14 protein-coding genes are annotated in these 12,436 nt (G+C 64.7%); 10 read left to right on the top strand and 4 right to left on the bottom strand.

The features are described from left to right. Positions 1-2 precede the first annotated feature (2 nt). Positions 3-428: a hypothetical protein gene (locus AZKH_RS20990; RefSeq protein WP_015437811.1), complete on the top strand. Its 426-nt coding sequence runs from the start codon at positions 3-5 to the stop codon at positions 426-428. Positions 429-435: 7 nt separating this feature from the next. On the opposite strand, the gene dacB is transcribed toward AZKH_RS20990, so the two are convergent. Next, positions 436-1,887 (bottom strand): D-alanyl-D-alanine carboxypeptidase/D-alanyl-D-alanine-endopeptidase, encoded by a 1,452-nt coding sequence (gene dacB, locus AZKH_RS20985; protein ID WP_015437810.1) that lies wholly within the window; start codon positions 1,885-1,887, stop codon positions 436-438. Positions 1,888-2,020: 133 nt separating this feature from the next. Between dacB and rfbB the strand changes: the two genes are divergently transcribed. Genes rfbB through AZKH_RS20960 form a run of 5 tightly spaced genes read left to right on the top strand, consistent with a single transcriptional unit; the run spans position 2,021 to position 5,758 of the window. Further along, the gene (gene rfbB, locus AZKH_RS20980; protein ID WP_015437809.1) at positions 2,021-3,079 is read left to right on the top strand and encodes a dTDP-glucose 4,6-dehydratase; all 1,059 of its coding nucleotides are present in this window, start codon (positions 2,021-2,023) and stop codon (positions 3,077-3,079) included. A 3-nt stretch (positions 3,080-3,082) separates the two neighbouring features. Beyond that, positions 3,083-3,967, top strand: coding sequence for a glucose-1-phosphate thymidylyltransferase RfbA (rfbA, locus tag AZKH_RS20975; RefSeq protein ID WP_015437808.1), 885 nt, complete (start codon positions 3,083-3,085; stop codon positions 3,965-3,967). After that, positions 3,967-4,512 (top strand): dTDP-4-dehydrorhamnose 3,5-epimerase, encoded by a 546-nt coding sequence (gene rfbC / locus AZKH_RS20970; RefSeq protein ID WP_015437807.1) that lies wholly within the window; start codon positions 3,967-3,969, stop codon positions 4,510-4,512. Before rfbA ends, rfbC begins: the two co-directional genes overlap by 1 nt. Then, entirely contained in the window at positions 4,509-5,405 is an 897-nt protein-coding gene (gene rfbD / locus AZKH_RS20965) for a dTDP-4-dehydrorhamnose reductase (protein WP_015437806.1), read from the top strand. Before rfbC ends, rfbD begins: the two co-directional genes overlap by 4 nt. 14 nt (positions 5,406-5,419) lie before the next feature. Then, on the top strand, positions 5,420-5,758 hold the full coding sequence (locus AZKH_RS20960) for a hypothetical protein (protein ID WP_015437805.1): 339 nt from the start codon (positions 5,420-5,422) through the stop codon (positions 5,756-5,758). Between the two features lie 9 nt (positions 5,759-5,767). On the opposite strand, the gene lysA is transcribed toward AZKH_RS20960, so the two are convergent. Together lysA and AZKH_RS27755 are read right to left on the bottom strand one after the other, a co-directional pair. Beyond that, positions 5,768-7,030 carry a diaminopimelate decarboxylase gene (gene lysA / locus AZKH_RS20955; protein ID WP_015437804.1) on the bottom strand — a complete coding sequence of 421 codons (1,263 nt, stop codon included), beginning with the start codon at positions 7,028-7,030 and terminating at the stop codon, positions 5,768-5,770. Further along, positions 7,027-7,206: a lipoprotein gene (locus AZKH_RS27755; protein WP_231874567.1), complete on the bottom strand. Its 180-nt coding sequence runs from the start codon at positions 7,204-7,206 to the stop codon at positions 7,027-7,029. Before AZKH_RS27755 ends, lysA begins: the two co-directional genes overlap by 4 nt. 46 nt (positions 7,207-7,252) lie before the next feature. Here AZKH_RS27755 and cyaY point away from each other — a divergent pair, with 46 nt between their 5' ends. Further along, complete coding sequence (gene cyaY, locus AZKH_RS20950) at positions 7,253-7,576, top strand: iron donor protein CyaY (RefSeq protein WP_015437802.1); 324 nt, start codon at positions 7,253-7,255, stop codon at positions 7,574-7,576. A gap of 24 nt (positions 7,577-7,600) precedes the next feature. On the opposite strand, the gene AZKH_RS20945 is transcribed toward cyaY, so the two are convergent. Beyond that, complete coding sequence (locus tag AZKH_RS20945; RefSeq protein WP_015437801.1) at positions 7,601-9,949, bottom strand: penicillin-binding protein 1A; 2,349 nt, start codon at positions 9,947-9,949, stop codon at positions 7,601-7,603. 168 nt (positions 9,950-10,117) lie between these two features. Here AZKH_RS20945 and AZKH_RS20940 point away from each other — a divergent pair, with 168 nt between their 5' ends. Genes AZKH_RS20940 through AZKH_RS20930 form a run of 3 tightly spaced genes read left to right on the top strand, consistent with a single transcriptional unit; the run spans position 10,118 to position 12,431 of the window. Then, positions 10,118-11,194 carry a pilus assembly protein PilM gene (locus AZKH_RS20940; RefSeq protein ID WP_041656464.1) on the top strand — a complete coding sequence of 359 codons (1,077 nt, stop codon included), beginning with the start codon at positions 10,118-10,120 and terminating at the stop codon, positions 11,192-11,194. Then, positions 11,191-11,763, top strand: a complete 573-nt coding sequence (locus AZKH_RS20935; protein WP_015437799.1) for a PilN domain-containing protein — start codon at positions 11,191-11,193, stop codon at positions 11,761-11,763. Before AZKH_RS20940 ends, AZKH_RS20935 begins: the two co-directional genes overlap by 4 nt. Next, positions 11,760-12,431 (top strand): type 4a pilus biogenesis protein PilO, encoded by a 672-nt coding sequence (locus AZKH_RS20930; protein WP_015437798.1) that lies wholly within the window; start codon positions 11,760-11,762, stop codon positions 12,429-12,431. Before AZKH_RS20935 ends, AZKH_RS20930 begins: the two co-directional genes overlap by 4 nt. Positions 12,432-12,436 lie beyond the last annotated feature (5 nt).

Here is a 12,436-nt window from a genome sequence, read left to right as displayed (position 1 = left end):
CGATGACTTCCTACCAGACCGATAACCTGCCGCAACCCGCCGCCGACCTCGGCGGACTCGTTACGCTGACGCATGTCATCTACGCGCTGCACGCCTTCGCCGTGGTCACGGGCGTCGTCGGCTCGGCGACCATCATCGGCAGCTTCGTCGCGAGCCTGCCGTCGATCGTCGCCGTGCTGCTCAACTACCTCAAGCGCGGTGCCGTCCGCGGAACCTGGCTCGAAAGCCATTTCCGCTGGCAGATCCGCACTTTCTGGTTTGCGCTGCTGTGGATCGTCGTCGCCGTGTGGCTGGTGCTGACTGTGATCGGCCTGCCCTTCGCGCTCGCGCTGGTCGCCGGGGCGGGCCTCTGGGTCGTCTATCGCGTCGTGCGCGGCTGGGCGAATCTGCTCGACCGCAGCACGATGCCGATGCCCCCGCAGGACTGAGCGTCGATCACCGCGCCGCGCGGCTATCGCCTCCGGTCGCCCACACCCATTCCAGCAACGCGTCCTGCGCCGCCTGCGTGCCACTCGCTTCCGGGTGATTCACCAGCATCACGACCACATGCCGCCGGCCCTCGCGGTCGAGCATATAACCCGCGAAGGACTTCACCCCATTGATTGAACCGGTCTTGATATGGGCGCTGCCGCGCGCCGGGCTGTCGTGCAGCCGCCCGCGGGCGGTGCCGTCCTCGCCGGCGATCGGCAAGGACGCGATGAATTCCGGCATGAAGGGCCGCCGCCACGCCGCGAGCAGGATCTCGCCAAGCGTGCGCGCGCTGATGCGCTCGATGCGCGACAGGCCCGATCCGTTCTCGAGCATCAGCCCCGTCGTCGTGACGCCGTCGGCCGCGAGTTGATCGCGCGCCACCTGCGCACCGCCCGCCACCATGTCGATCGCCGCCGGACTGTCCACGCCGAGGTTCGCCAACAGCTCGCGTGCGATCACGTTGCTCGACCACTTGTTCATCTCGCGGACGACCTCCGCCAGCGTCGGCGAGGTGTCGGTAAGGAGCGGCCGCAGCTCCGGGGGCGTCACGCCGCTGCGCACCGTCCCGTCGATCCGCCCGCCGACCTCGTTCCACAACGCCGCCACCAGTGCCACGCCGAACTGCTCGGGCGATAGTGGTGCCGCCGCCCAGTCGCGCTGGCCGCAACTCGCGGGCAACGTCCCCTGCAGCAACAGCCGCGGACCGTTCGCGCCGATGTCCATCGCCGCTTCGAGATTGCCGTACCACACGCCGCAGGGTCCGGGTGCCGTCCGGAGGCGGTTGTCGATCTCCAGCCCCTTCAGCGTCGGGCTCGCCGCAACGGCCACCGCCTCGCCGGCCGTATCCGGCGGCACGAGACGCAGCTGCAGCGTGTTGAAATGCATCAGCAGCCCGTATGCGCCGCTGTTGTAGGGACGCAGGGGCTTGCCGTCGAAGGCGCCCGGGTCGTGCGGCGGCAGGCGCAGCGCCGAACCGTCGAGCACGATGTCGCCGCGAATCGTCTCGATGCCGAGCGCGCGCACCTGCCGCAGCAGCTTCCACAGGCGCTCGTGCGTCAGCATCGGGTCCGCCCCGCCGGTGACGTAGAGGTTCCCGTCCAGCACGCCGCCCGTGATCGGCCCGCCGGCCGCGATCCGCGTCGTCCACGTGTAGGCCGGCCCCAGCCGCTCGAAAGCGACAAAGGCCGTCACCACTTTCATCACCGAGGCCGGATTCATCGCCCGCGCGGCATTGGCTTGCAGCCGCGGCTTGTCCGCATCGACTGCCTGCACCCAGACGCCCACGTCCGCCGCCGACACGTGGGCCGCCTCGAGCGCCTGACGCACGCTGCCGGGCAATTCGTCGGCGCCGGCCGCGGCCAGCGAGTAGCTCAACAGGATGAGGGCGAACAGGCGGCAGAACGAGCGGAGAGTCATTGGAGAAACGAGTTGTTGCGGGAGCGGGGGGGCGACGTTTATTCGTAAGAGATACAATTTGTGTCTCACGGGACGCGAGGCGCATCATTCTACGCCGCGCGTCCTTGCCGATTCCGCGATAACGGGTGATCCAATGATTCTGGTGACAGGCGGTGCAGGTTTCATCGGTGCCAATTTCGTCCTCGACTGGCTGCGTGCGAGCGACGAACCGGTCCTCAATCTCGACGCGCTGACCTACGCGGGTAATCCCGAGAACCTGGCCTCCCTCGCGGGCGACGCCCGCCACGTCTTCGTCCATGGCGACATCTGCGACCGGCCCCTGATCGACCGCGTACTCGCCGAACACCACCCCCGCGCGATCGTCCATTTCGCCGCCGAAAGCCACGTCGACCGCTCGATCCACGGGCCTGCCGATTTTGTTCGCACCAATGTCGAAGGCACCTTCACGCTGCTCGAAGCGGCCCGCGCCTACTGGTCGGCGCTCGAAGAGCCCGCCAAGGCCGCCTTCCGCTTCCTGCACGTCTCCACCGACGAAGTCTACGGCTCGCTCGGGCCCAACGACCCCCCCTTCGCCGAAACCAAGGCCTACGAGCCCAACAGCCCGTACTCCGCGAGCAAGGCCGCGTCCGATCACCTTGTCCGCGCCTGGCACCACACCTACGGCCTGCCGGTGCTCACCACCAACTGCTCGAACAACTACGGCCCCTACCAGTTCCCGGAAAAGCTCATCCCGCTGATGATCGCCAACGCGCTCGCCGGCAAGGCGCTGCCGATCTACGGCGACGGGCGCAACGTGCGCGACTGGCTCTATGTCGGCGACCACTGCGCCGCGATCCGCGAGGTGCTCGCGCGTGGTCGCGTTGGCGAAACCTACAACGTCGGCGGCTGGAACGAGATGCCCAACATCGACATCGTGCACACCGTCTGCGCATTGCTCGACGAGCTGCGCCCCGACCCCGCCGGCCCGCACGCGCGCCTCGTCACCTACGTCACCGACCGCCCCGGCCACGACCGCCGCTACGCGATCGACGCGCGCAAGATCGAGCGCGAACTCGGCTGGCGCCCCGCCGAAACCTTCCAAACCGGCATCGGCAAGACCGTCGCGTGGTACCTCGCCAACCAGGACTGGGTCGCCCACGTCCAGTCCGGCAGCTACCGCGAATGGGTCGAACGCAACTACGGAGAGCGCTGAGCCATGAGCACGCGCAAAGGCATCATCCTCGCCGGCGGATCCGGCACCCGCCTGCACCCGGCGACCCTCGCGGTCTCGAAGCAGCTCTTGCCGGTCTACGACAAGCCGATGATCTACTACCCGCTCAGTACCCTGATGCTGGCCGGCATACGCGAAATCCTGATCATCTCCACGCCGCAGGACACCCCGCGATTCCAGCAACTGCTCGGTGACGGCAGCCGCTGGGGGCTGCACCTGCAGTACGCCGTGCAACCGAGCCCGGACGGCCTTGCGCAAGCCTTCCTGATCGGCGAGGAATTCCTCGCCGGCGGTCCGTCCGCCCTCGTGCTCGGCGACAACCTGTTCTACGGCCATGAATTCGCCGACGACCTCAAGCAGGCCGCCCTGCGCACGTCCGGCGCCACCGTCTTCGCCTATCCGGTGACCGACCCCGAACGCTACGGCGTGGTCGAATTCGACGCGGCCGGCCATGCGGTCAGCCTCGAGGAAAAGCCCGCCAAGCCGAAGAGCCGCTACGCCGTCACCGGCCTCTACTTCTACGACCACCGCGTCGTCGACATCGCCCGCGGCCTCAAACCCAGCCCCCGTGGCGAGCTCGAGATCACCGACGTCAACCGCCGCTACCTCGAAGACGGCACGCTCGACGTTCAGGTCATGGGCCGCGGCCACGCCTGGCTCGACACCGGCACCCACGAAAGCCTCCTCGATGCGAGTCTCTTCATCCAGACCATCGAGAAACGCCAAGGACTCAAGGTTGCATGTCCCGAAGAGATCGCCTGGCGTGCCGGCTGGATCGACGCCGCACAACTCGCCGCACTTGCCAAACCGCTCGCCAAGAACGGCTACGGTCAATACCTGCAACGTCTCCTCGAAGAAAGGGTCTTCTGATGAAGGTCGTTCCCACCGCGATCCCCGATGTGCTCGTGATCGAGCCCAAAGTGTTCGGCGACGCGCGCGGCTTCTTCTTCGAAAGCTTCAACGCGCGCAGCTTCCGTGAGGCGACCGGCCTCGACGAACAGTTCGTACAGGACAACCACTCGCGCTCCGCACAAGGCGTGCTGCGCGGCCTGCACTATCAGATCCGTCAACCCCAAGGGAAACTCGTGCGCGTCGTGCGCGGCACGGTGTTCGACGTCGCCGTCGATCTGCGCCGCCATTCACCGACTTTCGGACGCTGGGTCGGCATCGAGTTGTCGGAACATAACCACCGCCAGCTGTGGATCCCGCCCGGCTTCGCACACGGCTTCGTCGTCGTTTCCGAGTCGGCGGATTTCCTCTACAAGACCACCGACTACTACGCCCCCGAGCACGAACGTTGCCTGCAGTGGAACGACCCGACCGTCGGCGTCGAATGGCCGCTCGCTGGCGAGCCGCAACTGTCCGGCAAGGATCGCGACGGCAAGCCGTTCGCGGAATGCGAGGTCTTTGAATGAAACTGCTCGTCACCGGAGCCAGCGGCCAGGTTGGCTGGGAGCTCGTCCGATCCCTGATGCCACTCGGCGAAGTCGTGGCACTCGATCGCGGCCACTGCGACCTGTCGCGTCCGGATACGCTCGCCGCGCTGATTGCCGGGCACGCGCCGCACGTCATCGTCAATGCCGCCGCCTACACCGCGGTCGACAAGGCCGAAACCGAAGAAGCGCTTGCGACCACGATCAACGGCGTTGCGCCGGGCGAACTCGCACAGGCCGCGAAGGCCGTCGGCGCATTGCTCATTCACTATTCGACCGATTACGTCTTCGACGGCACAAAGTCCGGCCGTTACATCGAGGACGATCCCGTCGCGCCCCTCAATGCCTACGGCCGCAGCAAGCTCGCCGGCGAAGAGGCGATCGCCGACAGCGGTTGCGACCACCTGATCCTGCGCACCACCTGGGTTTTCGCTTCGCGCGGAGGCAACTTCGTCCGCACGATGCTGCGGCTCGGCGCCGAGCGCGAGCAACTGCGCGTCGTTGCCGACCAGTGGGGCGCTCCGACCTGGGCACGCAACATCGCCGACGCGACCGCGCAGATCGTCGCCCGCGCCCAGCACGAGCGCTGCCAGGGCGCCTTCGTCTCAGGCGTCTTCAACCTCGTCTCGCGCGGCGAGACTTCGTGGCACGGCTTCGCGGAAGCAATCTTTTCCACCGCCCGCGAACGGCTGCCGCGGCTCCCCCTCAAGGTCCTGCGGGTCGAGCCGATTCCTGCCGCCGACTACCCGACGCCGGCAGCCCGTCCCGCCAACTCGCGCCTCGCGCTCGACCGTGTCGAGGCCCGTTTCGGCATCGCAATGCCTTTCTGGCAGGCCGCGCTCGCGCGCTGTCTCGACGAACTCGCCGGACCCTGAGGAGTTTGCCGCAGATGAGCGGTTTCGAACATTTCTCGCGCGATGCGAGCGAACTCGAGCGTGAGATCTTTAAGCGCGGGATGCTGCTCGACCTGGACTGGTCCGACCGGGGCGCGATGCGGGCGCTGGCCCGCGAAGCGCTGCAGGGCGGCGCCGAGCATACCCAGGCCTTGCTCGCCGACCCCGACCCGCGCCTACGCGCGCGCGGCGAACTCTTCGCGCTGGGTGTGCTGATGTTGCGCGTCATGGAGGAAAGCGCCGACACCGGCGTGCATACGCACGGCGGGACGGCGTGGAAAGCCTTCGGCAGCGCGCTGATCGAAGAGGCCAGCGCGCTGCCCGACGAAGCCTAGCCTTCTCGGCTAGCGCAGCGGCGTTTCCAGCGCGTACAGCGATTCGACCGTCTCGCGCCGGCGGATCAGCAAGGCACGCTCGCCGTCCACCATCACCTCGGCCGCGCGCGGCCGGGTGTTGTAATTCGAGCTCATCGCCATGCCGTAGGCACCTGCCGACAGCAACGCCACGAGATCGCCCTCGGCCACCGTCAGTTCGCGGTCGTGCGCGAGGAAGTCCCCGCTCTCGCAGATCGGCCCGACAATTTCGTAATTGCGTCCCGCTTCGGCGCGCGGCGCCACTGCCACCACCTCATGGTAGGCGTCATACAGCGCCGGCCGCGCGAGATCGTTCATCGCCGCGTCGACGATCGCGAAATTCTTCTCCTCGCCCGGCTTGAGATATTCGACTCGTGTCAGCAGAAGCCCCGCGTTGCCGACCAGCGAGCGTCCCGGTTCGAAACACAGCTCTTCCTTGCGTCCGGCGAAGATCGCCAACAAGGGGGCCAGATACTGCTCGACGCTCGGCGGCTCCTCGTCGCGGTAGCGGATGCCGAGCCCGCCGCCCAGATCGATGTGATCGAGCACGATCCCTTCGGCCGCCAGCCGGTCGACGAGGCCCAAGACCTTTTCCGCCGCTTCGGCGATCGGCGCCGGGTCGAGCAGCTGCGAACCGATATGGCAGGCGATGCCGCTGACCTTCAGATGGGGCAGGGCCGCCGCGCGGCGGTACAGATCGAGCGCCGCATCGAACGCGACCCCGAACTTGTTGCTCTTCAGTCCGGTCGAGATGTAGGGGTGGGTCTTCGGATCGACGTTCGGATTCACGCGGAAGGCGATCGGCGCGACCTTCCCGAGTTCGCCCGCCACTTCGTTCAGCCGATCGATTTCCGCCGCCGATTCGACGTTGAAGCAACGGATGTCAGCCATCAGCGCCTGGCGCATTTCGGCGCGGCTCTTGCCGACCCCGGAGAACACCACTTTTCCCGCGTCACCGCCCGCTGCGAGCACCCGCGACAGTTCGCCGCCGGAAACGATATCGAAGCCCGCGCCGAGCTGCGCAAACACCGACAGCACGCCGAGGCTCGAGTTGGCCTTCACCGCGTAGCACACCAGCGAGCGCCGGCCCGCCAGCGCCCCGCGATAGGCGACGAAAGCATCCGTCAGCGCCTTGCGCGAATAGACGTAGGTCGGTGTGCCGTGGGCCTGCGCGATGTCGGCAAGCGGAACTCCTTCCAGTTGCAGTCCTGCGGTTCCGGCTTGGAGCGTGGGGATGGGAAAAACGGTGCTCATTTCGATTCGCTCGGGGATTCGTTCGGGCTCAGGGGGGCTTTGTTATGATCGACCTTGGTAGCCGGCGACGCCTTGGTCGGCGTGGGCGGAGGAGGCAGCGTCAGGGGCCCCTTGATTCCGCAACCGCTCAGGATCAGTGCGCCGCATAGCGCCGTGGCTCGCAGGATGGCTTGCATGGTGTCGTCGGTCGGAAAAACGCGAATGCTAACAGAAGGAACGAGCATGGAAGAATCGGCATTCAATGCCCTGGCGGAAGCTGAACTGGCGCGCATCGAAGCAGCCCTCGAGGCATGCGGCGTGGATCTGGATCTCGAAACCAAGCCGGGCGGCATCGTCGAGGTCGAATTCGACAACGGCACGAAAGTCATCATCAATCGTCATTCGGCCGCGCGCGAGATCTGGGTCGCGGCGAAATCGGGCGGCTTTCATTTCCGGCCCGTCGATGGCCAGTGGGTTTCAGGCCGTGACGGGCAGGAACTCTATGCGCTGCTCTCGAACGTCGTGAGCCAGCAATCCGGGGAGAGCGTCAGCCTGTCTCCAGCCTGAGCGGCTCTCCCACGGTCAATCGCCCTAATGGTTGACCGGTTTGGCGGTTCGTTCGACCACCGGCGCTGGCAGACCCTGCAGCAAGCGTGCGGCCACCGTGCCGTCATCCGGCGCTTCCGACGGTGGTGGCAGGTTGTTAGGCAGCGCTAGCGGGGCAGGCGGCTGGTTCTCGCGGTAGATGTATTCATCGCGTCCCGTCGCCGATGCAATCGCCACCAGTCCCTCCGGCATCGGCAGCGCCTTCTCCGGCTGGTCCGCCAGCGCCGTGCGCATGTAGTTGATCCATGTCGGCAGCGCCGCAAAGCCGCCGGTCTCGCCCTTGCCGAGATTGTGCGGCTGGTCGAAGCCCATCCAGCTGATCGCGACGACGTCGGGGTTGTAGCCTGCAAACCAGGCGTCGACGTAATCGTTGGTGGTGCCGGTCTTGCCCGCGATGTCGGCGCGCTTGAGCGCCAGCGCCTTGGTCGCGGTCCCCTTGCGCACGACGTCCTGCATCATCGAGTTCATCAGCCAGGCATTGCGCGGATCGATCACCCGCGGCGCGCTTTCGCCGGCTTGCGGCGGATCGACGCGCGCGACCACGCGACCTTCGCCATCGATGATCTCCTTCACCACATAAGGCGTCACCCGGTAGCCGCCGTTCGCGAACACCGCGTAAGCGGTCGCCATCTGCCACGGCGACACCATCCCCGCGCCCAGCGCCATCGTCAGGTAGGGCGGATGCTGCTCGGCCTCGAAGCCGAAACGCGTGATGTAGTCCTGGGCATATTCAGGCGAAATCGCGCGCAGCAACCGGATCGAGATCATGTTCTTGGAGCGCGCCAGCGCGTCGCGCAGCGTCATCGGTCCATCAAACTTGCCGTCGTAGTTCTTCGGCTCCCAGTCCTTGCTGCCGGTCACGCCTGCCGGGAAAAAGAGCGGCGCATCCTCTTCCACGCTGCTCGGCGAGTAGCCCCGCTCCAGCGCCGCCGAATAGATGAAAGGCTTGAAGCTGGATCCGGGCTGGCGCATCGCCTGGGTGATGTGGTTGAACTTGTTGCGATTGAAATCGAAGCCGCCGATCAAGGCTCGCACGGCGCCGGTATGGGCGTCGATCGACACCAGCGCCGCCTCGACCTCCGGCAGCTGCACGATCTCCCAACCCTTGTCGCCGCCGTTCCGGATGCGGACGATCGCCCCAGGGCGCAGGCGTTTCGCAGGCGGAGCACGATCATTCAGCATCGGCGCGGCGAACGTCAGCCCGTTGCCCGTGATGTCGATCGTCTCGCCATGACGATACACGCGGACCTTCTTCGGGTTCGCGTCGAGAACGAGCGCCGCGAGCATATCGTCGTAGTCGGTAACATCGGCGAGCGCCTCGTCGAGATGCTCCTCGTCCTTGAGCGAAAACTCCTTCGTATCGACAAAGCTCTCCGGTCCGCGGTAGCCGTGGCGGCGGTCATAATCGAACACCCCTTGCCGTACCGCCCGATACGCGGCGAGCTGGTCATTCCGCGTGACCGTCGTGACGATCCGGATCCCTGACTGGTATGCATCCTCGCCAAACTGCTCGACGGCGATCTGGCGCGCCATTTCCGCGACGTAATCGCCACGCAGTGTGTTCTGGTTCGAGTGCCCCGAAGCGAGCACCAGCCGCTCGGCGTTGGCGGCCTCCAGCGTCCTCTCGTCGATTGCACCGGTCTCGTACATTCGGCGCAGCACATAATGCTGACGCAAGGTCGCCCGCTTCGGATTGACGATCGGGTTGTAGGCAGACGGCGCCTTCGGGAGGCCTGCCAGCATCGCCGCTTCCGCAATCGTCAGGTCCTTCAGCGACTTGTCGAAATACGCGCGCGCCGCCGCCGAAAAGCCATAGGCGCGCTGACCGAGGTAGATCTGGTTGATATAGAGCTCGAGGATCTGATCCTTGCTGAGGCTCCGCTCGATCTTCAACGCGAGCAGGATCTCGTAAAGCTTGCGGTTGAACGTCTTTTCACGCGTCAGGAAGAAATTGCGGGCAACCTGCATCGTGATCGTCGAGGCGCCCTGGCCTCGCCCGCCCGACACGACGTTCGCCACTGCGGCCCGCATAATGCCAAAGACATCGATTCCGGGGTGTTCGTAAAAGCGTTCGTCCTCCGCGGCCAGGATCGCCTGCTTCAGCGAGGTCGGTACGTCCTCGATCTTCACGACCGAGCGGCGCTCCTCGCCAAACTCGCCCAGTAGATATCCATCCGACGTGTATACTCGCAGCGGCACCTTGGGGCGGTAGTCGGTCAGGACATCAAGAGGGGGAAGGTTCGGCCAGGCTAACGCGGAAACGGCGGCAAGCGTGGCCGCGCCGGCGATGATCAGTCCGATCAGGCCGACAATCGGGTAAAAGACCCAGCGCATCGAAAGTCCAAAAAGGGGGATTGGGGACGGGATTATACGATCCGGGGTCGAGGCCCTCCAACGCCATTTGTCAAGCCCGCCGCTTTACAGTGAAACGGCTTGTTGCTAGCATCTCACAAGCTTATTCAGTATTGGCGCCTAACATAAAGAAATTTAAGGATTTTCTTTGTGATTGATTTCTCCCTGTTTCGACCAAAGACGCGCCAGCTTGTCGGGCTCGATATTTCATCTTCATCGGTGAAGATGCTCGAGCTTGCAGGGGGCGACAAGGAATCCTACCGGATCGAACGGTATGCCATCGAGCCCCTGCCGCGCGATGCCGTCGTCGACGGCAACATCGCTAATCTCGAGGGCGTCAGCGAGGCGATCCGTCGTGCATTACGCCGCATGGGCGGAGGCATCAAGAATGCGGCCGTCGCCCTCCCGGCATCGGCGGTCATCACCAAGAAGATGATTCTGCAAGGCGGGCTGCGCGACCAGGAGATGGAGCTCCAGGTCGAGTCCGAAGCGAGCCAGTACATCCCGTTTGCACTCGAAGAGGTCAATCTCGATTTTCAAGTCGTTGGACCGGCCCCCGGTAGTCCGGAGGAGGTCGAAGTGCTGATTGCCGCTTCGCGCAAGGAAAAGGTCGAAGACCGCGTTGCCGTCGTCGAGTCGGCCGGACTGAAGGCCGTCGTGATGGACGTCGAATCCTTCGCGGCCGAGGCCGCGTTCGAACTCGTCGCCCAGCGCCTCCCCGGCGGAAGCGCCAACAAGATCGTCGCGGTCATCGACGTGGGCGCCAATGTCATGAACGTCAGCGTGTTGCGCAACGGCCAGCAGTTGTATGCGCGCGAGCAGGCTTTCGGGGGCAACCAGCTGACGCAGGAAATCGCGCGCCAGTACGGCATGAGCGTCGAGGACGCCGAAGCGGCGAAGCGCGGCGGCGGTCTGCCCGAGGACTATGAGCGCGACCTTCTGCGCCCGTTCATGGACAGCCTGGCGCTCGAAGTTTCGCGCGCACTCCAGTTCTTCTTCACCTCGACGCAATACAATCAGGTGGACCACATCGTTCTTGCCGGCGGCTGTGCCGTCATGCCTGGGTTGTCCGAGGTCGTCGGCGGTCGCACCCAGGTGCCCACCGTCGTTGCCAATCCCTTTGCCGGCATGGCGCTGTCGTCGCGCGTCAGGCCGAAAAACCTCCTGGCCGATGCTCCGTCGCTGATGGTGGCGTGTGGCTTGGCCTTGCGGAGATTCGATTCATGATTCGAATCAATCTATTGCCTCACCGGGAATTGAAGCGTCGCGAGCGGCGCCAGCAATTCTTCGTAATATCCGGTGCCATGGCCCTCATCGGCGTCGTGATCGGCGTCGTCGTGCATGGCGTCTATGCCGGATACATCGAGCATCAAGAGCGGCGGAACGCTTTTCTGAAGGCTGAAATCGCCAAGGTCGATTCGGAGATTGCCGAGATCAAGCGGCTCCGGGAACAGATTGATGCCTTGCTCTCCCGCAAGCAGGTCATCGAGTCCTTGCAGGAAACCCGCGCGCAGTCAGTGCAGTTGCTGAATGAGCTCGCCAAACGTGTGCCTGACGGGATCTACCTCAAGTCGATCAAGCAGACCGGGCCAAAGATCGCGTTGGCCGGCTATGCCCAGTCGAATTCGCGCGTCTCGACACTCATGCGAGCTCTGGATGAATCCCCATTCCTGCAGCAGCCCGGGCTAGTCGAAGTTAAGGCTGCTACGCTCAATAATCGCCGTGTCAGCGAATTTTCCCTGAACGTCGGTATCGAGCGTCCGAAAGCCGACGAAATGGCGGGGGCGAAGAAATGAAGCTGGGCAAATCAAGCAATATCGATTTTGCGCAGCTCGCGCAGGACTTCAAGGGGCTCGATCCCAACGATCCCGGTGCATGGCCACTTGCGCCACGGATTGCCGTATTTATTGTACTGCTCGTCGGTGTTGTGGCCTTGGCGTGGTGGTTCGACTGGCGCGATCAAGCTGCGGTCCTCGAGCAACGCCAGGGGGAAGAGGAGCAACTGCGTCAGGACTGGCTTACCAAGAAGAAGCTGGCGGTCAATCTTGAAGCCTACAAGATGCAGCTCGAGGAAATCGACCGCCAGTTTGGTGCGCTGCTGAAGCAGTTGCCAAACAAGGCGGAAATGGATTCGCTGCTGGCCGACATCAACCAAGCGGGGCTCGGTCGCGGATTGCAGTTCGATCTCTTCAAGCCGGGGACCGAGGGCGTCAAGGACTTCTACGCGGAGATGCCAATTGACGTCAAGATTTCCGGCCGGTATGCCGATTTGGGGACTTTCGCGGAGGATGTGGCGGGAATGCCCCGGATTGTAACGTTGAGCGACCTGGCCATCGAAGGGCAGAAAGACGGCTCTCTGAAGATGGACGCAAAGGCGATTACATATCGGTATCTCGACGAAGAAGAATTGGCCCAGAAGCGGCAGCAAGAAAAGGCTGCGAAGGCCGCGAAGGGAGGCAAGTGATTACG

It is taken from the genome of Azoarcus sp. KH32C (assembly GCF_000349945.1).
Taxonomy (GTDB): Bacteria; Pseudomonadota; Gammaproteobacteria; order Burkholderiales; family Rhodocyclaceae; genus Aromatoleum.
The sequence above is the reverse complement of the archived record's forward strand: the minus strand, read 5'-3'. Positions and strand labels throughout refer to the sequence as shown.

Coding starts and splice junctions, on each gene's coding strand:
- AZKH_RS20990 (WP_015437811.1), top strand. CDS start 3: ATGACTTCCTACCAGACCGATAACCTGCCGCAACCCGCCGCCGACCTC.
- dacB (WP_015437810.1), bottom strand. CDS start 1,887: ATGACTCTCCGCTCGTTCTGCCGCCTGTTCGCCCTCATCCTGTTGAGC.
- rfbB (WP_015437809.1), top strand. CDS start 2,021: ATGATTCTGGTGACAGGCGGTGCAGGTTTCATCGGTGCCAATTTCGTC.
- rfbA (WP_015437808.1), top strand. CDS start 3,083: ATGAGCACGCGCAAAGGCATCATCCTCGCCGGCGGATCCGGCACCCGC.
- rfbC (WP_015437807.1), top strand. CDS start 3,967: ATGAAGGTCGTTCCCACCGCGATCCCCGATGTGCTCGTGATCGAGCCC.
- rfbD (WP_015437806.1), top strand. CDS start 4,509: ATGAAACTGCTCGTCACCGGAGCCAGCGGCCAGGTTGGCTGGGAGCTC.
- AZKH_RS20960 (WP_015437805.1), top strand. CDS start 5,420: ATGAGCGGTTTCGAACATTTCTCGCGCGATGCGAGCGAACTCGAGCGT.
- lysA (WP_015437804.1), bottom strand. CDS start 7,030: ATGAGCACCGTTTTTCCCATCCCCACGCTCCAAGCCGGAACCGCAGGA.
- AZKH_RS27755 (WP_231874567.1), bottom strand. CDS start 7,206: ATGCAAGCCATCCTGCGAGCCACGGCGCTATGCGGCGCACTGATCCTG.
- cyaY (WP_015437802.1), top strand. CDS start 7,253: ATGGAAGAATCGGCATTCAATGCCCTGGCGGAAGCTGAACTGGCGCGC.
- AZKH_RS20945 (WP_015437801.1), bottom strand. CDS start 9,949: ATGCGCTGGGTCTTTTACCCGATTGTCGGCCTGATCGGACTGATCATC.
- AZKH_RS20935 (WP_015437799.1), top strand. CDS start 11,191: ATGATTCGAATCAATCTATTGCCTCACCGGGAATTGAAGCGTCGCGAG.
- AZKH_RS20930 (WP_015437798.1), top strand. CDS start 11,760: ATGAAGCTGGGCAAATCAAGCAATATCGATTTTGCGCAGCTCGCGCAG.